Origin of the sequence: Maricaulis sp. (genome assembly GCF_017642925.1) — a bacterium.
Lineage (GTDB): Bacteria > Pseudomonadota > Alphaproteobacteria > Caulobacterales > Maricaulaceae > Maricaulis.
The window spans coordinates 1-21,877 of sequence record NZ_JAEPOL010000026.1 but is presented as its reverse complement, the minus strand read 5'-3'; the positions used below and the strand labels follow the sequence as shown (position 1 = coordinate 21,877).

General features: G+C 65.1%; 17 protein-coding genes. 10 read left to right on the top strand and 7 right to left on the bottom strand.

Features of this window, described 5'->3' with window-relative positions; translation table 11 throughout:
* Positions 1 to 83: 83 nt before the first annotated feature.
* Positions 84 to 1,250, bottom strand: coding sequence for a hypothetical protein (locus JJ918_RS16190; RefSeq protein WP_291889666.1), 1,167 nt, complete (start codon positions 1,248 to 1,250; stop codon positions 84 to 86).
* Between the two features lie 344 nt (positions 1,251 to 1,594).
* On the opposite strand from JJ918_RS16190, the gene JJ918_RS16185 reads away from it, so the two are divergent.
* The gene (locus tag JJ918_RS16185) at positions 1,595 to 2,695 is read left to right on the top strand and encodes a glycoside hydrolase family 3 N-terminal domain-containing protein (RefSeq protein WP_291889664.1); all 1,101 of its coding nucleotides are present in this window, start codon (positions 1,595 to 1,597) and stop codon (positions 2,693 to 2,695) included.
* A 174-nt stretch (positions 2,696 to 2,869) separates the two neighbouring features.
* On the opposite strand, the gene JJ918_RS16180 is transcribed toward JJ918_RS16185, so the two are convergent.
* The 3 genes from JJ918_RS16180 to groES all read right to left on the bottom strand — a co-directional run bounded on the left by JJ918_RS16180 (position 2,870) and on the right by groES (position 7,018).
* Positions 2,870 to 4,837, bottom strand: a complete 1,968-nt coding sequence (locus tag JJ918_RS16180) for a S9 family peptidase (RefSeq protein WP_291889662.1) — start codon at positions 4,835 to 4,837, stop codon at positions 2,870 to 2,872.
* Positions 4,838 to 5,032: 195 nt separating this feature from the next.
* On the bottom strand, positions 5,033 to 6,673 hold the full coding sequence (gene groL, locus JJ918_RS16175; RefSeq protein WP_291889660.1) for a chaperonin GroEL: 1,641 nt from the start codon (positions 6,671 to 6,673) through the stop codon (positions 5,033 to 5,035).
* A gap of 54 nt (positions 6,674 to 6,727) precedes the next feature.
* Positions 6,728 to 7,018 carry a co-chaperone GroES gene (groES, locus tag JJ918_RS16170; protein WP_271188098.1) on the bottom strand — a complete coding sequence of 97 codons (291 nt, stop codon included), beginning with the start codon at positions 7,016 to 7,018 and terminating at the stop codon, positions 6,728 to 6,730.
* A gap of 269 nt (positions 7,019 to 7,287) precedes the next feature.
* Between groES and JJ918_RS16165 the strand changes: the two genes are divergently transcribed.
* From JJ918_RS16165 to JJ918_RS16155, 3 genes are all read left to right on the top strand, one after another.
* The gene (locus JJ918_RS16165; RefSeq protein WP_291889658.1) at positions 7,288 to 7,959 is read left to right on the top strand and encodes an OmpA family protein; all 672 of its coding nucleotides are present in this window, start codon (positions 7,288 to 7,290) and stop codon (positions 7,957 to 7,959) included.
* A gap of 358 nt (positions 7,960 to 8,317) precedes the next feature.
* Positions 8,318 to 9,535: an EAL domain-containing protein gene (locus JJ918_RS16160; RefSeq protein WP_291889656.1), complete on the top strand. Its 1,218-nt coding sequence runs from the start codon at positions 8,318 to 8,320 to the stop codon at positions 9,533 to 9,535.
* A gap of 236 nt (positions 9,536 to 9,771) precedes the next feature.
* On the top strand, positions 9,772 to 10,620 hold the full coding sequence (locus JJ918_RS16155) for a TIGR01459 family HAD-type hydrolase (RefSeq protein WP_291889654.1): 849 nt from the start codon (positions 9,772 to 9,774) through the stop codon (positions 10,618 to 10,620).
* A 22-nt stretch (positions 10,621 to 10,642) separates the two neighbouring features.
* Here the strand turns inward: JJ918_RS16155 and JJ918_RS16150 are convergent, their stop codons facing one another.
* Complete coding sequence (locus JJ918_RS16150) at positions 10,643 to 11,341, bottom strand: protein phosphatase CheZ (protein ID WP_271188102.1); 699 nt, start codon at positions 11,339 to 11,341, stop codon at positions 10,643 to 10,645.
* A 51-nt stretch (positions 11,342 to 11,392) separates the two neighbouring features.
* Complete coding sequence (locus tag JJ918_RS16145; RefSeq protein WP_271188103.1) at positions 11,393 to 11,779, bottom strand: response regulator; 387 nt, start codon at positions 11,777 to 11,779, stop codon at positions 11,393 to 11,395.
* Between the two features lie 123 nt (positions 11,780 to 11,902).
* Between JJ918_RS16145 and JJ918_RS16140 the strand changes: the two genes are divergently transcribed.
* The 6 genes from JJ918_RS16140 to mutL all read left to right on the top strand — a co-directional run bounded on the left by JJ918_RS16140 (position 11,903) and on the right by mutL (position 19,783).
* Positions 11,903 to 12,346: a MaoC family dehydratase gene (locus tag JJ918_RS16140; protein WP_291889649.1), complete on the top strand. Its 444-nt coding sequence runs from the start codon at positions 11,903 to 11,905 to the stop codon at positions 12,344 to 12,346.
* A gap of 7 nt (positions 12,347 to 12,353) precedes the next feature.
* Positions 12,354 to 13,298: a bifunctional riboflavin kinase/FAD synthetase gene (locus tag JJ918_RS16135; RefSeq protein WP_291889711.1), complete on the top strand. Its 945-nt coding sequence runs from the start codon at positions 12,354 to 12,356 to the stop codon at positions 13,296 to 13,298.
* Between the two features lie 181 nt (positions 13,299 to 13,479).
* Positions 13,480 to 16,452 carry an isoleucine--tRNA ligase gene (ileS, locus tag JJ918_RS16130; protein ID WP_291889646.1) on the top strand — a complete coding sequence of 991 codons (2,973 nt, stop codon included), beginning with the start codon at positions 13,480 to 13,482 and terminating at the stop codon, positions 16,450 to 16,452.
* Entirely contained in the window at positions 16,445 to 17,044 is a 600-nt protein-coding gene (gene lspA / locus JJ918_RS16125) for a signal peptidase II (RefSeq protein ID WP_291889644.1), read from the top strand. The genes ileS and lspA overlap by 8 nt, the downstream gene beginning before the upstream one ends.
* Positions 17,045 to 17,118: 74 nt before the next feature.
* Positions 17,119 to 17,667, top strand: coding sequence for a DUF3035 domain-containing protein (locus JJ918_RS16120; protein ID WP_291889641.1), 549 nt, complete (start codon positions 17,119 to 17,121; stop codon positions 17,665 to 17,667).
* Between the two features lie 223 nt (positions 17,668 to 17,890).
* The gene (mutL, locus tag JJ918_RS16115; protein ID WP_291889639.1) at positions 17,891 to 19,783 is read left to right on the top strand and encodes a DNA mismatch repair endonuclease MutL; all 1,893 of its coding nucleotides are present in this window, start codon (positions 17,891 to 17,893) and stop codon (positions 19,781 to 19,783) included.
* A gap of 183 nt (positions 19,784 to 19,966) precedes the next feature.
* Here the strand turns inward: mutL and JJ918_RS16110 are convergent, their stop codons facing one another.
* Positions 19,967 to 21,247: a sodium:proton antiporter gene (locus tag JJ918_RS16110; protein WP_291889637.1), complete on the bottom strand. Its 1,281-nt coding sequence runs from the start codon at positions 21,245 to 21,247 to the stop codon at positions 19,967 to 19,969.
* Positions 21,248 to 21,877: the final 630 nt, after the last annotated feature.

Sequence of the window (21,877 nt, the reverse complement as noted above, 5' to 3'; positions counted from 1 at the left end):
TGTGCCAGCCTCTTTTTTTGCCCGCCAAAAGAAAAACGGGCCGGAAAACCGGCCCGCTTCTCATGGCAGATTTCGCGATTCGATTATTCGTCGTCCTCGCTGCGGAATTCGAGAATTACGACGCGTTCGCCGTCATCGCTCTCGATCACGCGGCGTTCCCGGTCGCCTTCCAGATGCAGGCGTTCGACATGACGGCGTACGCGGTCGCCCTCGCTATTGCCGGCCAGCCGGTCGGCTTCCAGACGATTGAGCCAGTCGATCAGGGCGTCGCCGGTCTGCTCCTCGCCATCGACCCAGACGCGGCGGCGGCCGTCATCGTCCTGTTCGATCCGCACACTGCTGTTCTCGTCCAGGTCGAGACGTTCGGTGCGTTCACGCCAGGCCAGAACCCGGTGGCGGTTTTCATCGGCGCGGGCGGCCTCTTCGTCGCGGCGGCGGATGATCTCGACGCGGCGGCGTTCTTCGCGGGCGGCGTCCCGGGCGGCGCGGGCGATATCGCGTTCGGCCCGGACCATATCGCGCTGGGCGCGGGCGATATCCCGCTCGGCTTCGCGCAGCTCGATCCGCACCTGGCGGCGTTCGCCTTCCATCTCGCGCTCGACCTCGGCCAGTTCGATGCGGACTTCGGCCATCGCCTCGCGGATTTCCTCGCGTGCTTCGCGCAGGTCTTCGCGGATTTCCGCCTGTTCCTCGGGCGTCAGATCGTCCCAGTCGCCATCATGGTGGAAATCGCTGCGCTCCAGATTGGCCAGCGCCTCCTCGAGCGAGCGCATGACCTCGGCCTGTACTTCCTCGCCGTCGAAATCGAACTCGATGTCGAAATTGCCGGCGAGTTCGGTCTGCATACGGGCCAGGTGTTCGGCGCGCTCGGCCATATGGGCCGCGAACTCGGTGTCGAAGGCCATCTCGAAATTGCGCTCGACGACGCGGATATCGCCTTCACCGACGATGATCATGCTGTCGGCGCCGGCCTCGATCCGCTCGCCATCGACAGTAACCACGCCGTCGGCGATCTCGACGGTCTGACCGTCGATACGCAGTGTGGTATCGCGGCCGTCGCGCTCCATGTGGATGGTGCGTTCGCCGTTTTCACCGCGGATCTCGACCACCGGCCCGCGGCCTTCGGCATTCATGATGACCTGGTGGCCGTCGCTGACCAGGATACGCGTGTGCTGTTTGTCATCGTCGATGGCCCAGGCGGCTGCGCCCAGAGTGGCGACCGCGCCGCCGGCCAGAAGAATGCGTTTCATGTTAATCCCTCGCTGAAGGCCCCTTGTGAGCGCTCAATCTGGCAGGCCGTGCCTTACGGTGCCTGTGCGGGCGTCTGAATATTTCGTCACACTCTTGCCGCAATCGGGATCGGGAAAAAGGCGGCCGAAAAGAAAAGACGCGGCAGCCGAAATCGGCTCGCCGCGCCAGTTATGGTTAGGGGCCGCAATCGTGAGCGAAAACGGCCAGAGCATACTATGACGCCAAAGAATGCCGGAATTATGCCGGGGCATGACGAATTCGACATCTCGCGGCCATACGGGCTTGCCTGCATGGAGTGGGGTTTGCATGGTCGCCGGGAGAGGCGTTGTTGTGGGAGTTGGATGTGGTGAGACCGGACCGGCGTGAAGTTCTCAAATGGGGTGTTGCCGGTGCGCTGGCCTCGGCCTGTCCTGCCGCCCTGGCCGATATCGCCGCCATGCCGCTGGCGGAGCGGATCGGCCGGATGCTGCTGCTGGGCTTTATCGGTTCGAACGCGGAGACGGAAGGCGCCGACGTGATCGCCGATCACCTCGCTCACCGACGGATCGGCGGCGTGCTCTTCCTGCGCCACAATGTCCGCTCGCGCGAGGGCGCGGAGAGCTCGGCCCGCCGCTTCCGTGAAATCGACCCGTCCGCCTGGATGGCGATCGATCAGGAAGGCGGGCTGGTGCAGCGCCTGTCCCGCGATCTGGGCTATACCCATATCCCGCGCGCCATGCAGGTCGCCGAGGCGCGCTCGCCCGAAGCCGCGGGCGAGCTCTACCGGCTGGGCGCGGCTGAATTCCGTGCGGCCGGCTTCAACATGAATCTGGCGCCGGTTGCCGACGTGCATGATCCGGATAATGCCGTGATCGGTCGCCATGGCCGCGCATACGGGACGGATGGCGGCACGATCGCCGCCTATGCCGGCGCCTTCATCGAGGCCTATGAAGAGGCCGGTGCCGTGTGTGCCATCAAGCATTTTCCCGGGCATGGCCGGTCGCGCGGCGACAGCCATGACGGGTTCGTCGATATTTCCGAGACCTGGAGCGAGGCCGAGCTGGCCCCGTTCGAACAGCTCATCGCGATGGACCGGGCCCACATCATCATGGGCGGACATCTCACCCTGCGTGCGCTCGACCCCAGCGGTGCGCCGGTCACGGTGTCGCGGCCGATCCTGGAAGGCGTGTTGCGTGAGCGCATGGGCTATCGCGGCGTGATCATGACGGACGATCTCGACATGGCCGCGATCCGCCAGAACTACGATCAGCGCGAGGCCGTGATCCGCTCGATCGAAGCCGGCAATGACATCATCATGCTGTCCAACTCGGCCGCGCCGGACCCGGAACTCCCACAGCGCATTGTCGACTGGGTCATCGCCGCAATTTCCGAAGGCCGGCTGACGGAGGCCCGGATCGACGCCTCTGTCGCGCGGCTGGATGTGTTGCGGGCGCGGGTGGCTTAGAGGCGCGATACCCTTTTCTTCTCTGCCGTCATCCCCCGGCTTGTCCGGGGGACCTCGTCCATCCCGTTTGTGGACCGCGCGGGCCGGTTATCCCGGTGAAATCGCTACGTCGTGAGTTGAGGTCCCCCGGACAAGCCGGGGGATGACGAAGTGTGGGAGCTGAAAGTGGAAAACCTACTCCTCCTCCGCCTCACCCGTCAGATACGTATCCAGAAAGCTCACATACGCCTCCGACGCTGCAATGCGGTTCTCGCGGCGGCGGAAGCCGTGGCCTTCGTCGGGGAAGAGGACGTATTCCACCGGCACGTCATTGGCGCGGACGGCCTCGACCAGCTCGTCGCTTTCCACCTGCAGCACGCGCGGATCATTTGCGCCCTGGATCACCAGCAGCGGCTTGGTGACGTTCTCGGCATGGAAGAGCGGGGAGATGGCGCGATGACGTTCGGCGTCGGTCGCCGGATCGCCCATCTCGTCATACAGCGCCTCGCGGAAGCTTTCCCACCAGGGCGGGATAGAGGCGAGGGTGCGCTCCCAGTTGGTGACGCCGAAGATATTGATGCCTACTTCGAATGCGTCGGGATGGAAGGTAAGGGCGGCAGCGGTCATGAAGCCGCCATAGGAACCGCCGATCACGCCGACCTTGTCGGCATCGACCCAGTCCTGCTGGCGCAGCCAGTCGCCGGCGGCCACGATATCGCGCAGATCCTCTTCGCCATGGCGGCGGTCGTCCATATGGTAGAAGGTCTTGCCGTAGCCGGACGAGCCCCGGTTATTGGCGGCGTATACGGCATAGCCGTGATTGACCAGGTGCTGGATGGTGGCGGAATAGCCGATCCGGCTCTGCCCGCCCGGGCCGCCATGCACCCAGACCAGGGCCGGCACCGGATTGTCGGCACTGGCGCCATGCGGCCGGTAGAGAATGCCGGGGATTTCCAGCCCGTCAAAGCTTTCGAAGCGCACAACTTCGGCCTCCACCATTTCGGCCTCTGAGATGGCCGGGTTGAGGGCGTTGGTCAGCTGGGCATGATCCTGGCTGGCCAGATCGACGACATGCAGGTTCGCCGGAGACGTCGCGCTGTCGATCAGGAAGGCGATCCGACCCTCGTCGCGCGAGAACCGCACCGAACCGAGATCGCCGGCCGGCAGTTCGGGCAGGTCCAGCGCCGCGCCGCTCTGCGTGTCGATGATCGAGACTTCCGTGCGCGCATCGGCATTGATGCCGGAGACGCGATAGCGGCCCGAGGGCGAATAGGTGACGAAGGAGACGTCCCACTCGGCCTCGATCAGCGGCGCGGTGTCGCCGCTCGCCAGATCATAGGTCCAGGCCTGGTTGAACTCGCCATGCTCGTCGGTGGCATAGACGAGGGCCGTGCTGTCCGGCGTGAAGGTGTAGACGCCGTGGGCGATATTGCCCTCGTGCTCTGTGATCAGCCGCGGCGTGGCATCGCCGGAGGCCAGGTCGACCAGCAGGATGTCGCTGTCGGCCGAGGTGCGGTTGCGCACCAGGGCGAGCCAGCGGCCGTCCGGGCTGACATCACCGATCTCCAGCGCGTCATCATTCTGGAACACCACGCCGCTCTCATAGCTCAGCGTGTCGTAGGCGTAGATGTCCATGGCGCTCTGGTCGCGCTCATTGGTCAGCACCCACATGTCATTGCCGTCCGGCGACCAGCCGAGGAATTGCGCGCGCACCTCCTCGCCCGGCGTGATGTCGTTGAGGCGTCCGTCGAGCTCGCGCACATAGATGTGGCTGATCTCGTTGCCGCCGCTGTCGGCTGTCACCACGGCGCGATCGTCATTCGGGAACCAGCTGAGGGCGTAGGTCGCATTCGTCTCCGACGCGGTCAGCGCCTCGCGCGCGCCGCTGGACGGGTCGACGGCATAGGCGTTGAACACGCCGGTCTCGTCCGAGGAGATCAGGATCCGGCTGTCATCCGCCGACCAGGCAAAACCGGCCGAGGAGGCGAGGCCGAAACTCGTGGTCTGGTGGAAAGTGGCGGCGTCATACTGCGTGACGGCCGGCGCCGTCTGTCCGGCAGCGGCCGTTTCGTCCGGCGTGGCCGGCGTGCCGGTGTCTGCCGGCTGGCAGGCGGCCAGAAGGCCGGCCAGCACCAGGCTGGAACCCGTGATCCGGTATGTCATGTCTGTCCCCTCGAAAGCTGCGCGGAGTTTAGCGCGAAAAAGGGAAGTGGTCGCAAGCATAAAAGAAAAGGCCCGCTCCATCGGAGCGGGCCTCTCTTGTCTGAGCCGGGCTCAGGCGGATGATTACATCATGCCGCCCCGCAGACCGGCTTGCCGGTCTGCTCACCTTTCGATGATGGGCGGCTTCATGATGTCTTACATCATGCCGCCCATACCACCCATGCCGCCCATGTCCGGCATGCCGGCGCCTTCTTCCTTCGGTGCTTCCGCGACGGCAGCTTCCGTCGTGATCAGCAGCGAAGCGACCGAGGCAGCGTCCTGCAGGGCCGTGCGGACGACCTTGGCCGGGTCGATCACGCCGAAGGCCAGCATGTCGCCGTATTCTTCGGTCTGAGCGTTGAAGCCGAAGGTCGCGCTGGCGTTTTCCATGACCTTGCCGACCACGATCGAGCCTTCGACACCGGAGTTTTCCGAGATCTGGCGGATCGGAGCCTGCAGGGCGCGGGCGATGATCGCGATACCCTGGGTCTGGTCGGCATTGTCGCCTTCCAGGCCGGCCAGCTTGGCCGAGGCCTTCAGCAGGGCGACGCCGCCGCCCGGCACGATGCCTTCTTCCACCGCAGCGCGGGTGGCGTTCAGGGCGTCGTCAACGCGGTCCTTCTTTTCTTTCACTTCGATCTCGGTGGCACCGCCGACCTTGATCACGGCCACACCGCCGGCGAGCTTGGCCAGGCGTTCCTGCAGCTTTTCGCGGTCATAGTCAGAAGTGGTTTCCTCGACCTGGCGGCGGATCTGGGCGACGCGGGCCTCGATGTCGGCCTTGGCGCCGACGCCGTCGACGATCGTCGTGTCATCCTTGGTGATGTTGACGCGCTTGGCCGAGCCCAGCATGTCGAGCGTCACCGTTTCCAGCTTGATGCCGAGGTCTTCGGAGATGACCTGGCCGCCGGTCAGGATAGCGATGTCTTCCAGCATGGCCTTGCGGCGATCGCCGAAGCCCGGAGCCTTCACGGCCGCGATCTTCAGGCCGCCACGCAGCTTGTTGACCACGAGGGTGGCCAGCGCTTCGCCTTCAACGTCTTCCGCGATGATCAGCAGCGGACGGCCGGACTGAACGACCGACTCGAGGATCGGCAGCATCGGCTGCAGCGAGGTCAGCTTCTTTTCGAAGAGCAGGATGTAGGGCTCTTCCAGCTCGGCCTGCATCTTGTCGGCGTCGGTGATGAAGTAGGGCGACAGGTAGCCGCGGTCGAACTGCATGCCTTCCACGACATCCAGCTCGGTTTCCAGCGACTTGGCTTCTTCGACCGTGATCACGCCTTCATTGCCGACCTTGGCCATGGCCTTGGCGATCATCTCGCCGATTTCCGTGGCGCCGTTGGCGGAAATGGTGCCGACCTGGGCGACTTCGTCAGAGCCTTTGATCGGGGTGGAGACAGACTTGATTTCCTCGATGACCAGGGCAACGGCCTTGTCGATGCCGCGCTTCAGGTCCATCGGGTTCATGCCGGCCGCAACCGACTTCATGCCTTCGCGGACGATGGACTGGGCCAGGACCGTGGCGGTCGTGGTGCCGTCGCCGGCGACGTCATTGGTCTTCGAGGCGACTTCGCGCAGCATTTGCGCGCCCATGTTCTCGAACTTGTCGGCCAGTTCGATTTCCTTCGCGACGGAGACGCCGTCCTTCGTGGTGCGCGGAGCGCCGAAGGACTTCTCGATCACGACATTGCGGCCTTTCGGGCCCAGCGTGACCTTGACGGCGTTGGCGAGGATGTCGACGCCGCGCAGCATGCGCTCGCGGGCGTCGGTACCGAAATGTACGTCTTTAGCAGCCATTGCTTTATTCCTGTGTGTTGGGTGTCTCGAGGGATCTTCGGACGGGCGGCCGCCTTAGGCGCCCATGATGCCGAGGATGTCGGATTCTTTCATGATCAGGAGTTCTTCGCCGTTCAGCGTGACTTCGGTGCCCGACCACTTGCCGAACAGGACGCGGTCACCGGCCTTCACGTCGAGCGGACGGACCGTGCCGTCTTCCTTGATCGCGCCACCGCCGACGGCCACGATCTCGCCTTCCTGGGGCTTTTCCTTGGCCGTATCCGGGATGATGATCCCGCCCTTGGTCGTGGACTCTTCTTCGACGCGCTTTACCAGCACGCGGTCGTGCAGAGGACGAAAGGTCATCTTGGTCTATCTCCAAAAAGAGGACTGTGGTTCCTGGCAGGACCGGAGCTTAGCACTCACCCCGGCCGACTGCTAACAGCGGGCAGATAAGGGGCAGGACCCGGAGCGTCAAGAGGTGCCGATTGCAAAAAACGCGACTGCGCGCAGTGCGTCGCGAACGAATTGCGGTCATCGCGCGTTCATGTGATGGACCATACATCCGACGTTGCAACGCCTGTCACATTTCAGGTTATGATCGCAACCGGTTGCGTAGCTGAGAGGGAAACCCGATGAAACTTCGCACTGCAGTCGTCACGTCTCTGGCGGCGCTGGCGGTAACCGCCTGCACCACCACCGATCCCTATACCGGCGAGACCCGCCCCAACTACACCGGGCGCGGCGTGCTCCTGGGCGCGGCCGCAGGCGCGGCCCTGGGCTATCTCACCAATACCAATGACAGCGAGGAAGGCCGCACCAACGCCCTGATCGGCGCCGGTGTCGGTGCGCTGGCCGGCGGTGCCATCGGCAATTACATGGACCGTCAGGAGACGGCCATGCGCGAGGCGCTGAGCGATACCGGCGTCGGCGTCCGCCGTGAAGGCAATGATCTTCGCCTGATCATGCCGGGCGATGTCACCTTTGCCACCAACTCGGCCGACATCCAGGGCCAGTTCTACGGCATCCTCAGCGATGTCTCGACGGTGCTGAACCGCTATCCGGCGACCTATGTCGACGTGGTCGGCCATGCCGACTCGACCGGTCCGGCGGACTATAACCAGACGCTTTCGGAAAACCGGGCGCTGTCCGTCGCCAACTATCTGATCGCCCAGGGCGTCCTGCGCGACCGTTTCTACGTCGCCGGCATGGGCGAACGCTCGCCGATCGCGTCGAACGACACGCCGTCGGGCCGCCAGCAGAACCGCCGCGTGGAAATCCTGATCCGCCCCCACACGACGTCGTAGGGGATTGCCGTCTTTCCTCCCCGCTGTCAGCGGGGAGGGGGACCGCGCAGCGGTGGAGGGGCGCCGCGCAAATGCGCGGCGCAGGTGTTTGTACAAGCTTCACCGCTTCCCTCCTTCGCCGTTGGCTCCGGAGGCCCCTTCGACCCGATGCTGCGCATCGGCCCACTTCCCCACACGTGGGGAAGAAACGACACGGCCCGCTTCGGCGGGCCGTTTTAGTTTATGCATTCCAATAAAGATCAGTATGTTGGATAGATGAACCGAGTTAGGGTTTACCTTCGTTAACCAAACGACAACCGGCAGCGACGCAGATTAACCTTCAAGCATTCGTGACGATTCGCTGCATCGGAAGGCCAGCATGCCCCGCGCGCTCGATATTCTTATCCTCATGACCTACGTCGCCATCGCGACCGTGGCCGCGATCGGTTTCGAGCGGCTCGGCCTGATGTCGGGCATGACCGCCTGGATGATGGGCGCGATCGTGTTCATCGTCGCCGGCATGGCCCATTCCGCAGCGTCGCGCTCGCAGGAGCGCCGCACGCTGGAAAAGGAAATCCACAATCTCAAGGCCTCCAACCTGGCGCTCGCCGAGGAGTTCGAGGCGGCCCAGAAGCGGATCGATGCGATCACCGACGAGCTGCGCGCCGAAGCGGTCGAGCGCGACAATGCGCTGGTGCACGAGGTGAAAGTGCTCGAAGACCTGGTCCGCCGGGTCGGCGGTCCGCGCGAGGTTGGCACCCGCACCGGGACCGGTCCGTCCGCAAGCGGCGGTTCGACCGATATCGACACGGTGCGCGACGCGCTCAGCGCCAACCGGGTCGATCTCTATCTCCAGCCCGTCGTCACCCTGCCGCAGCGCCGCGTCGCCTTCTATGAAGGCTATACCCGCCTGCGCGATGCGACCGGCCGCGTGCTGACACCGGCCTCATTCATCGCTGCCGCCGAAGAGGCCGGCGTGATGACCGAGGTCGACAATCTCCTCCTGTTCCGCTGCGTGCAGATCGTGCGCCGCCTGACCGGTCAGGACCGCAAGGTCGGCATCTTCTGCAATGTCTCGCTGAACTCGCTGTCGGACGAGGACTTTTTCCCGGAGTTCCTCGACTTTGTCCGCCAGAACAAGGACCTGTCCGGCTCGCTGATCTTCGAGATTTCCCAGCGTGCCTTCGAGGAGCGCGATGCGATTGCGGCGCGCAACATGGCCCGCATGGCCGATTTCGGGTTCCGCTTCTCCGTCGACCAGATCAATCATGTCGATCTCGACCTGAACGAGATGGAACGCGCCGGCGTGCGCTTCGTGAAGATCGGCGGCGCGCGCCTGCTCGACGCGATCAGCAATTATGAGTCGATCGCCGGCTATGAGTCCGGCTCGATCGCCCATGAAGATCTGGCGGGCCTGTTCGCGCGCCACGGTATCGAGCTGATCGTCGACAAGATCGAGACCGAGAACACGGTCGTCGAAGTCCTCGAGCTCGACGTTGCCTACGGTCAGGGCCACCTTTTCGGTGAGCCGCGCCCGGTCCGCGACGACGTTCTGGAAGAGACCGGCCAGCAGCCGGCGGTTCGCCTGGTCGGCTGAGGCCGGTGTCCTCGTCACTTTGCAATTTACGCACACCGTCATCCCCCGGCTTGTCCGGGGGACCTGTGCTAGCCAGTGGGAAAACAGACAAGTCGTGCCGCAGCAGCAATATCGCCCTGCGGTTGGTTGAGGTCCCCCGGACAAGCCGGGGGATGACGACCGTAGGGGGACGGATGGAGTCCCGGCAGCGCCAATGCCCGATTGACGCGGGAACTTCCCCCTGCTTCAAGCGCGCCATGACCGGTTTTCCCCGCCTTGGCGCGCTGCGCGATCACTACGATATTCTCTATTGCGACGTCTGGGGCGTGATCCGGGACGGCAAGGCGCTTTTGCCTGAAGCTGTCGAGGCGCTGCAGGCCTTCAGGCGCTCGGGCGGCGCCGTCTGCCTCGTCTCCAATTCGCCGCGCCGCAGCCCCAGCCTGGCGAGTATGCTGGCCCAGATGGGCCTGCCGGCAGATGCGACCGACACGATGGTGACGTCCGGCGATGCGATCCATGCCGAACTCGTCGCGCGCACCCCGGGCCGCGCCTGGCGGATCGGTCCGGATCATGATCTGGGCCTCTATGACGGGCTGGACATCACTTTCACCGATGTCGGCGAGGCCGATTTCATCACCTGCACCGGACCGGACGATTACTGGAACGGCACGCCGGACGACTACGCCGACCGGCTGGCCGTTGCACTCGAGCGCGGCCTCGACCTGGTGTGCGCCAATCCGGATATCGTGGTGCAGGCGGGCGACCGCCTGATCTTCTGCGCCGGGGCGATTGCACGGCGGTATCGCGAAATGGGCGGGACCAGTGTGGTCGCGGGCAAGCCTCACAAGCCGATCTATGATCTGGCACGGGTGGCGCTGCAGGAGAGGGGGTTCACGGTCGAACCGGACCGGGTTCTCGCCATCGGCGACGGACCGGAGACCGATGTGGCCGGAGCCACGCGCATCGGCGTCGATGCACTATTTATTGCTGACGGCATTCTGGGCGCCGATATGAAAAGCGACGGCTTCGATGAGGAAGCCGTCGCCCGTGCACTCGATGAGTATGGCGTCTCGGCGCGATGGCTGGCGCCGAGACTTGTCTGGTAGCCGGGCTCGTTGAGCCCCGTCCTTAATCGAACAGCGAGTCGATCGAGGACTGGTCGAGATCCGGTGCCGCGCCGCCGGCATCGGCGAACATGGCGTCGATATCGTCCTGGCTCGTTTCCGGACCGCCGATGGCGGGACCGTTGAGCAGGTTCTTCTCGGCCCGGGCCTTTTCGGCCTTCTCGGCTTCGGACTCGTATCCGTCGGCATCGCGCACGCCCATCACTTCGGCGAAGCGCGAGACGCGGCTCTCCACGTGACGCAGTGAGTTGACCACTTTGGACACGCGCTGACCGGCCAGGTCCTGGAAGGAACACGCTTCGATGATCGTCATCATGCGCGCTTCCACATTGGCCCGGTACTCGTCGTAATCCGTGGCGTCCTCGCAGAGCACGGCTTCCGCGGCGCTCATGATCGTCTCGGTCGCCTTTTCCGTGTCGCCCACGACGGCTTCCAGCTCGACACCGGCCGAGGGGATGCGCTCGGTCTTGATGTCATTGGGGCGCAGGGCGGCAATCTCGTCGCGGGTGCGCGAGATGTAGTCGGCGATATAATTGAATTCCTGACAGATCGACTGGTCGAGGGAGCTGAAGAACAGCTTCATCGTATCCGTCAGCTGGTGAGCCAGCTTCAGGACTTCCATGATCTGTGCGTCCTTCAGGTCGCTGGCTTTCAGGGAAGCCAGGGACGTGCGGACTTGCGCAGCAACATTGGCGGCGGGCATGGGGCCCTCCTTCCTTGGGGTCTCGATCGGCGAAGGGGCGGTCATGGACTCCTAGAAATCGCCGAGCACCGCGGACATCTTCGCCTTCAGCGTACCGGCGTTGAAGGGTTTCACGATGTAGTTGTTCACACCGGCGCGCTTCGCCGCGACCACGTTCTCGGTCTTGGATTCCGCGGTCACCATGATGAAGGGGGTCGCCTTCATGGACTCGTCGGCCCGGACCTTCTGAAGCAGCTCGTAGCCGGTCATGGGTTCCATGTTCCAGTCGGAAATGACCAGACCGTACTTGTTCTTCTGCATCTTCTCATACGCTTCCTGGCCGTCAGAGGCCTCGTCCACGTTTTCGAAGCCGATCTGCTTGAGCAGGTTGCGAATGATACGGATCATGGTCTTGTAGTCGTCCACAACCAGGATCGGCATCGTCATCTCGACAGCCATGCGTAGTCTCCATCCACTCGGTGCGTTACACTAGGGTGACGGCTTGTTCTGCCGTCTTCAGCGAGGACCCTAGACAATCGCCGATAAAAATCGGTTAAAGCGGTTGCAAAGAGGGAGTCGCTCATGGCGGAAGTGCTCGGTATCGCTCTGGAAGAAATGGAAATTGGCCAATCGGCAGAGGCGGTTAGAACCGTCACAGAGGCCGATCTGGACATGTTTGCCAAGGTCTCTGGCGACTATAATCCCGTGCATATGGATGAAGAATTCGCCCGCGCGACGCCGTTTCGCGGCCGGATTGCGCACGGTGCACTGGTCGCATCCTACATTTCCGGCGTGCTCGGAAACCAGCTGCCCGGACCGGGCGCGATCTTCCTCGGTCTCAATATGCGCTTCTTCCATCCCGTGCGGATCGGCGACGAGGTGACGACCCGGGTCTCGGTAAAATCCGTCGACCTGAAGGCGCGCAAGGCCGTCATGGAGTGTGTGTGTCAGGTCAATGGCAATGTGACCATGCAGGCCGAGGCCGAGGTCATGGTCCGCAAGCGCCGGCGCAAGACAGCGGACTGATCGATTGATGCAGGTCGTCCACGGTTTCACATCCATTCCCGAAGACGCCCGCGGTTCGGTGATCGCGCTGGGCAATTTCGACGGCGTGCACTTGGGGCACCGGCATGTCATCGCGCTGGCGCGCGGTCTGGCGGACAAGACAGGCGGCGAACTCGGCGTGGCCCTGTTCGATCCGCATCCGCGCCGCTTCTTCGCGCCCGAGGCGCCGGCCTTCCGCCTGATGAGTGCGCACCGCCGCAATCTCACGCTGGAAGCGCTGGGCGTGAAGCGCCTGCATGTCCTGCCCTTCGATGCGGCGATGGCGAAAATGACGCCGCGGCAATTCGTCGAGACGGTGCTGGTTGAGGGCCTGGGCGTGAAGGGTGTCGTCACCGGCGCCGATTTCCGCTTCGGTGCGGGACGCGCCGGCTCGACCGGTGACCTAGAGCGCCTGTGTGCGGAACACGGCATCCGCACCGCCTTTGCCGAACTGCACGGCAATGGTGCCGACAAGGTTTCCTCGACCCGGATCCGCAAGGCCATTCTCGATGGCGACATGAAAGCCGCGGAGACGCTGCTCGGCGCACCCTGGGCTGTCGAGGGTGTCGTGAAGCATGGCGACGCGCGCGGCCGTACGATCGGTTTTCCGACCGCCAATCTGACCCTCGGCGATTATGCGCGTCCGGCCTATGGCGTATACGCGGTGCGGGCGGGGATTGATGGCGAGACGCCGGCCCGGCCGGGTGTCGCCAATTTCGGCAAGCGGCCGACGGTGGATGGCGCCACTGAATTGCTGGAAATCCACCTCTTCGATTTTGCCGGCGATCTCTACGACAAGACGCTGGAGGTCGAGTTCCACGAATTCCTGCGGCCGGAACGCCGCTTCGACGGGATCGAGGCGCTCAAGGACCAGATCGCGAAGGATGCCCAGGCCGCGCGGGCGGCGCTGACCGACGCGTCTGGACCGGCCTGACAGGCTCTGTTACACGCCATGACCATGGTCTGCACACAAGTGTTCATACGCCGCGCGGCGCTGATGCCGTCGCTGACGACGGGGCGAATTACCGGCCCGGGCCGCGAGGAATAGCTCCGAGCGGTGCCGGGATATGTCCTGCCTTGACCCCTAGACGACCCAGACCGCAAGGACCGATCCGATGACGGATACCCCCGCCGAAACCGGCAATGAGACCGCTTCCCGCGACTATCGCGAAACGCTTTTCCTCCCGACCACCGACTTTCCCATGCGCGCCGGTCTGCCGCAGCGCGAGCCGGAATGGCTGGAACGCTGGGGCAAGCTCGACCTCTACCGCAAGCTGCGTCAACGCGCCGAAGGCCGCGAACGCTTCGTGCTGCATGACGGTCCGCCCTATGCGAACGGCCACATCCATATCGGCACCGGCCAGAACAAGATCCTCAAGGATATCGTCGTCCGTTCGCACCAGATGATGGGTTTCGACGCGCCCTACCGTCCCGGCTGGGACTGCCACGGTCTGCCGATCGAATGGAAGGTCGAGCAGAATTTCCGCGCCAAGGGCCGCAACAAGGACGATATCCCGGTCAAGGAATTCCGCGCCGAATGCCGCGCCTATGCCGAGGAATGGGTGGGTGTGCAGTCCGGTGAGTTCCAGCGCCTGGGCGTGTCCGGCGAGTGGGACGATCCCTATCTCACCATGTCCTTCGACGCCGAAGCGGCGATCGTCGCCGAATTCCTGAAATTCGCCGAACAGGGCCTGGTGTATTGCGGGTCGGCGCCGGTGATGTGGTCGCCGGTCGAGCAGACCGCGCTGGCCGAGGCCGAGGTCGAGTATCACGACAAGACCTCCACCACGATCCACGTCAAATTCCCGCTGCGCGGCGTGCGCAAGGATGGCACCGGCATCCCGAAATCCTGCATCGGCGCGCATGTGGTCATCTGGACCACCACGCCCTGGACGATCCCGGGCAACCGCGCCATCTGCTTTTCGCCCGAGATCAGCTACGGCCTCTACAAGGTGACCGGCGTCGAGGCCGAGGGCTTCACCCCCTGGGCCATGCCGGGCGACACGCTGATGGTCGCCGACGCCCTCTGGGAAGAGACGGCGAAGGCCGCCAACATCGTCGGCTGGGAGCGACTGGAAACCGTCGATCCCGCCGGTTTCATCTGCTCGCACCCGCTGGCCGAGGCCGACCGCTACTGGAACTACCCGGTGCCGCTGCTGCCGGGCGAACATGTCACCGACGAGGCCGGTACCGGTTTCGTGCACACCGCGCCCAGCCACGGTGCGGAAGACTATGCGGCCTGGATGGACTTCCCGGAATGGCATGACAAGCACGAGGCCGTGCCGCATATCGTCGGTCCGGACGGCGCCTATTACGAGCACATCCCGCTGTTCGCCGGCCTGCACATCATCCGTCTGGACGGCAAGAAGCAGGGCCAGGACGGCCCGGCCAACAAGGCCGTGATGGACAAGCTCGTCGAGCTGAACATGTTGCTGGCGCGCGGGCGGCTGGAGCACTCCTATCCGCACTCCTGGCGCTCCAAGGCACCGGTCATCTTCCGCAATACGCCGCAATGGTTCGTCGCCATCGACCGGCCGATGAAGTCCGGCGGCACGCTGCGCGAAAAGGCGCTGGCGGCCATTGCCGAGACCGGCTGGACGCCGAAGGCGGCCGAGAACCGTATCCGCTCGATGGTCGAACAGCGGCCGGACTGGCTCGTCTCGCGCCAGCGCGCCTGGGGCGTGCCGCTGACCCTGTTCGTGGAGAAGGGCACCACGCGCGTGCTCAACGACCACAAGGTCAATGCCCGCATCGTCAAGGCAGTCGCGGAAGACGGCGCCGACGCCTGGTTCGAACGTCCGGCCTCCGAATTCCTCGGTGACGAATATGCGGCCGACGACTACGAGAAGGTCACCGACATTCTCGATGTCTGGTTTGACTCCGGCTGTACCCACGCCTTCGCGCTGGAGCCGCGGGCGGACCAGAAATGGCCGGCCGATCTCTATCTGGAAGGCTCGGACCAGCACCGCGGCTGGTTCCAGTCCTCGCTGCTGCAAAGCTGCGGCACGCGCGGCCGGGCGCCGTACGACAACGTGCTGACCCATGGCTTCGTGATGGCCGGCGACGGGCGGAAAATGTCCAAGTCGCTGGGCAATACGCTCGCGCCGAACGAGATCGCCAAGAAGTACGGCATCGAGATCATGCGCCTGTGGGTCGCGGCCCAGGACTTCACCGACGATCTGCGCATCTCCGAGGAGATCCTGCAGACCTCGGTCGATGCCTATCGCAAGATGCGCAACACGCTGCGCTATCTGCTCGGCGCGCTGCACGGCTATGACGAGACGGTCGAGCATCTGCCGCTCGAACGCATGCCCTCGCTGGAGCGCTGGGTGCTGCACCGACTGCAGGAACTCGATGGTGTGGTGAAGGCGGGCTACGCCGCCTACGACTTCAAGAAAGTCTATTCCGCCCTGTTCAATTTCTGCGTCGTCGACCTGTCGGCCTTCTATCTCGATGTGCGCAAGGACGCCCTCTATTGCGACCGTCCGGATGCCGACCGCCGCCGCGCCTGCCGTACGGTGATGCACGAGGTCTTCATGCGCCTGACCGCCTGGCTGGCGCCGATCATGCCCTTCACGATGGAAGAGGTCTGGCTGTCACGCTTCCCGTCCGAGGATGACAGCGTGCACCTGCGCACTTTCCCGAAAACGCCGCAGGACTGGCACAATGGCGCGCTGGCGGAGAACTGGCGCACCCTGCGCCGCTTGCGCCGCGTTGTGACGGGGGCGCTGGAAGTCGAGCGCCGCGAAAAGCGGATCGGCTCCAGCCTCGAGGCCGCACCGCAAGTCTATGTCGCCGATCCGGCCTATCGCGAGGCGATGAAGGCCGAGGCGCCGGGCGATATCGATGATTTCCTCGCGGAGATCGCCATCACCAGCCAGGCCGTCCTGATCGACGGGGCTGCGCCGGACGGGGCGTTCCGCATCGACGATATCGCGGACATCGCCGTGGTGCCGGGCCGCGCCGAAGGCGGCAAGTGCGCCCGCTCGTGGAAATATTCCACCCAGATCGGGGCGGACAAACGCTATCCGGAACTCTCGCCGCGCGATGCCGATGCGGTGGCCTACTGGGATGCGACGCATGGCTGATCTTTGGGGTGAAATCCGGCGTCGCGCGACGGCGTCGCCGGCGCCCCGGATCGGGCTGGGCCTGGCCGTTCTCATCATCGTGCTGGACCAGATCAGCAAATGGCTGGTCCTCAACGTGCTACATTTCTCGCCGCCGGGCTGTCTGGAATTCCAGCGGGCCAGCGGTGTCGAACGCATCGCGCTGCCCAATACCTGCGGCCATATCGAGCTGTCGCCCGTCTTCGACCTCACCATGGTGTGGAACAAGGGGGTGAGTTTCGGCCTGTTCGGGGCCGACGGCCCGCTCGGCCGCTTCATCCTGGTGGCGTTTTCGATTGCGGTGGCCTGTCTCCTGATCGCCGGCCTCCTGGGCTATGGCCCGGTCAAGGCCGTGCGCCGCATGCAGGCTGTCGCCTTCGGCTTCATCATCGGCGGTGCGATCGGCAATGCCATCGACCGGGCGCTCTTTGGTGCCGTCGTCGACTTCCTGAATTTTTCCGACGTCTACTTCCCCTATGTCTTCAATATTGCCGATGTCGGCATCAATCTGGGCGTGGCCGCCGTCATTCTCGACGTTCTTCTCAACGACCGGAAAGACCGGGCGACACGTTAGTGTGGCAAGCGGGGTGGAGATGAACGCCGCTCTTCGCTAAAACAGGATTCACGATTTTACGGAGCTTCGTCGAGATGCGTTTGCGTACTGCTCTTCTGGTGGCCTCGACCGCCGCTTTCGCCCTTACCGGCTGTTCCGGCGTCCGTTCGGCGCTGGGTGCCAACAAGGTCACGCCGGACGAATTCCGCACGGTCACGATCGCACCGCTGACGGTGCCGCCGGAATACAATCTGCGCCCGCCGGCCCCCGGCCAGCCGCGTCCGGACGAGATCTATCCGGACCAGCAGGCGCGTGCCGCGCTGCTCGGCTCTGCCGGTGCCTTTGAAGGCTCCGACGCTGAAGCCCTCCTGGTTGCCCGCGCCGGCGGCGGTTCGGCCGACCCCTTCATCCGCTCGATCATCGACGGCGAAGAGGCCAGCATCGTGCGCAAGTCGCGCGGCTTTGCCGACCGCATCCTGTTCTGGCGTGACGGCGAATACGCCCCGCCGCCGGATGTCGATGCCACGCCGCTCGATCCCGAGCACGAGGCCGAACGCCAGGAGCGGATCCAGAACGTCACCGGCGGCGGCAATGTCGAAATCGAACGCGACCGCCGCCTCCTGCCCAAACTGCCGGGGCTGTAGGACTACACATCTCGCAGTTTCCCCGGACCTGTTCCGGGGCCTGCCCGAGTTGACGAGAAACACCGGTGCCGGTCCCGGCGCCGGTGTTTCTTGTTCACCTTCGTGAAAACGCGCCTCGGCTGCCGGACCCCGGAACAGGTCTTGGGAAAATACTGCGGGTGGAGCGCGAAATTGCCCATGCCCCGCCCTTGACCGACTCGGGCGCCGTGCCGACCTTGTTGCCATGTCCCTGACCGCCACCCAGCCCGCCATCCGCCGCCTGCCGCCGGAAACCGTCAACCGCATCGCCGCAGGCGAGGTCGTCGAGCGGCCGGCCTCCGTGGTCAAGGAACTCGCCGAGAACGCGCTGGATGCTGGCGCGACGCGGATCGACATCGCCGCCGAGGGCGGCGGTCTGGTGCGCCTCGTGATCGAGGATGACGGCAAGGGGATGAGCGAGGCCGAGCTGGCCCTGTGCATCGAACGCCACGCCACCTCGAAACTTCCCGTCGGCGAGGACGGGCGCGACGATCTTCTCAATATCGGCACCATGGGCTTTCGCGGCGAGGCGCTGCCCTCGATCGGCTCCATTGCGCGCCTGTCCATCACCAGCCAGGCGAAGGGCGAGGGCGATGCCTTCACCATCGGTGTCGAGGGCGGCCAGACCCATGGCACCGCTCCGGCCGCGCCGCTGGGCCGCGGCGGGACGCGGATCGAGGTGCGCGATCTTTTCTACGCCACGCCGGCCCGGCTGAAATTCCTCAAGAGCGAGCGCTCGGAAAACCAGGCCATCACCGATGTGGTCAAGCGGCTCGCCATGTCGAGGCCGGATGTCGGCTTCCACCTCACCCTCGACGGGCGCAAGCGTTTCGGTGTCGCCGCCGAGCGGGGCGATGAGGCCGAGGCGGGCAAGGCGCGCATGTCGGCCATGCTCGGCGCCGATTTCGGCGATAATGCGCTGGAGGTCGATCAGGAGCGCGAGGGCGTGCGCGTGCACGGTTTTGCCAGCTTGCCCACCTTCTCGCGCGGCTCGGCCCAGCACCAGTATCTCTTCGTCAATGGCCGGCCCGTGCGCGACAAGCTGCTGCACGGCGCCATCCGCGGCGCCTATCAGGATTTCCTTGCCCGCGACCGGCATCCGGTCGTGGCGCTGAATGTCGACCTGCCGACGCATCTGGTCGACGTCAATGTCCACCCGGCCAAGGCCGAGGTGCGCTTCCGCGATGCCGGACTGGTGCGCGGCCTGATCGTCGGTTCCCTGCGCCATGCGCTGGCCGCCGCTGGACACCGCGCCTCGACCACGGTCGCCGGTTTCGCGCTGGGGCGGGTGCGTCCGGAAGGCGCGCCGCCGCCGGGCCAGCCCTATCAGTCCGCCGCGCATCAGGTCGCCGCCTGGGGCCGTCCGCCTGCGCCCGCCGAACCCGTGCAGGGCCAGGTCTTCGATCCGGGCATGTCGGCCCGTGTCGAACCCGATGCACCCTGGTCGCCTCCACCCGCAACGGAGCCGGGCTTCGAGGTTGCCGAACACCAGGCCCAGGCCGCCGCGCCGTCGCCGGACTGGCCGCTCGGCGTGGCCCGGGCTCAGCTGCACGAGACCTATGTCGTCGCCCAGACGCGCGACGGCATTGTCATCGTCGACCAGCACGCCGCCCATGAACGCCTCGTCTATGAGCGCATGAAGAAGATGATCGCCGAGACCGGTGTCCAGCGTCAGCAATTGCTGGTGCCCGAGATTGTCGATCTCGACGAGGCCGAGGCCCGCCGCATTCTCGAACGCGCCGACGAGCTGGAAGAGCTGGGCCTGGTGGTCGAAGCCTTCGGTCCGGGGGCCGTGGCCGTGCGCGAAACGCCGGCCCTTCTCAAACGCCTCGACGTGCAGGGCCTAATCCGCGACCTCGCCGACGATCTGGCCGAAACCGACCAGGCCCTGTCGCTGAAGGAGAAGCTGGAAGACGTCGTCGGCACCATGGCCTGCCACGGCTCCGTCCGCTCCGGCCGCCGCCTCATGGCTGAGGAAATGAATGCCCTCCTGCGCGAAATGGAAGCCACCCCCCATTCCGGCCAGTGCAATCACGGCCGCCCCACCTATGTCGAACTGAAACTCGCCGACATCGAACGCCTGTTCGGGCGGCGCTAGGCAAAATCAGGGCTCGCCCCGCTTGCGGGGGAGCTGTCCGCGTCAGCGGACTGAGGGGGCGGCGCACAAGCGCCGCGGAGCGCGAAGCGCGCAACTGACTCACCCCCATCGCCTCATTACACTCGGCACTTCCCCCGCTTCGCAGGGGAAGCCTTGAGGCAGCGCTGCGTCGTCAAAAGCGCGTCAAAACCGCGACCGTTTCAGATCCGAGCCGTGTTCCACGCGGGCGAACTCGGCCAGCGCTTCGCGGTCGCCGCGCGCGTCCAGCTGGCCGGCATAGAGGGCGGCCAGCGGGCCGGCGCTCAGCCCGTGCAGGATGATGCTCAGCCCCACTGTGATCGAGACGGCCGCGACTAGCGGGGCTGCGTCGCTGCTGCCCAGCCGGCCTTCCACGATCAGTGCGAAGACGATCGAGGCGAGACCGCGCGGGCCGAACCAGCCGAAGAAAAGCCGGGTACTGGTCAGAAGGCCGGTACCGGTGAGGCTCAGCCAGATCGCCAGGGGGCGCACCAGGACAAGGCTGACGAGGGCATAGGCCACAGCGCGCCAGTCCGGGGCTTCCAGCGCATCGGGCAGGAGGATGGCGCCGAAGGTCACGAAAGTGATGAGGGCCAGCAATTGCCCCTCGGTCTCGCCGAAGGAGATCACGGGCTGGCGGGCGCGCCGGGCAAACCGTCCGAACGCCATGCCGCCGGTGAAGGCGGCGATGAAGCCATTGCCGCCGATCAGGCTGGCCCCAACATAGGCCGCGACTGCCAGGGCGACGGCGCTGAGACGCTCGAACACCTTGTCCATCTCGCCGGCTTTCACCGCGCGCTCGACCAGGCGACCGCCCAGGCCGCCGGCGGTGAGGCCGACCAGAACGCCCAGCCCGATCTGGGCCAGCAGGAAGCCGGACCAGTGCGCCAGCGGATGGCTGTCCGGAGCCTCGGCCGACGCCCCCGCCAGCGCCAGGAAGATGAAGACCAGCGGCAGGGCGAGCCCGTCATTCAGCCCGCTCTCGGCATTGATTGTCTGTTTGATCCGCACCGGCAGCCGCTCGTCGACCAGCACCGAGCGCGCCAGCGCCGCATCGGTCGGTGCCAGCATGGTTGCCAGCAGGGCCGCCTGCCACAGATCGAGATCCGGCAGCAGGACAAGCGCCGCCCCCGTCCCGATCAACACAGCGAGGGGCAGGCCGATCAGCAGCATGCGGGCCGGTACGGCCTGGTCGGCATGCAACAGGCGCAGATCGATCCCGGCCGCGTCGGCAAACAGCACCAGAACAAGGGTCAGCTCGGCCAGCACCGCGATCTGGTGCGAGGCGATATCGACATCGAACAGGTCGAGCGCCGCCGTCGCGATCAGCACACCCAGCGCAGCAAACACGATCGGCGCCGTCAGACTGATCCGGCGCAGATGCCGCGCCACCAGGCCATAGGCCAGGATAGCCAGCGCGATCAAAAGCAGGGCAGGCGATTCCATAGCTGAAGGTTAGCGCGTGGAATGAACGGCGTCTTCCGTCTCCCATTTTGGCGGATGAGGGGCGCGCGGCAGCGCTGCAAAGAATCTTGAGTAGGCCGCTCCTCGGCCGCCCCTCTCTTTGAATTCCCCTCCGCTTTTCCCGGCTGAATGCCCGGCGCAGGCCGGGCGGAGTGCCGGGGTCTGCGGGAAGCACATCGCTTGAAACGATCTTCGGTAGATCCCGGATCTGCAGCCTGCCTGCGCAGGCCTCCGTCCGGGAAAAACGTGTAGGGTGGAAGAGAAGGCACCAACGCTCCAACAACCACCGTCACCCTGACACCCGCTTTCGCGGGCGCAGGCTTCAGTCAGGGCCCAGTTCATAGGGCGCGGTGGCCGCGATCTCGCACTTATCCTGCACATCGCCACCGCTCAGACCGAGCTCGCCTGGCGAAAATCTCCCTTTACGATCTGGGTCCTGACTTTCGTCAGGATGACGGAGTGTGGAGCGGATATCCGAAACTTATCCCCACCCTCCCAATTGCCCTTACCATCATCAGCGGTTTCCGGGATGGGAGGCATGAGCTCAGTCCCTTGTGCCCGGGAGCGTGCGGAGCTCGTCCGCGCCTGGTGGGTGACAGCATCAGGCTCCGG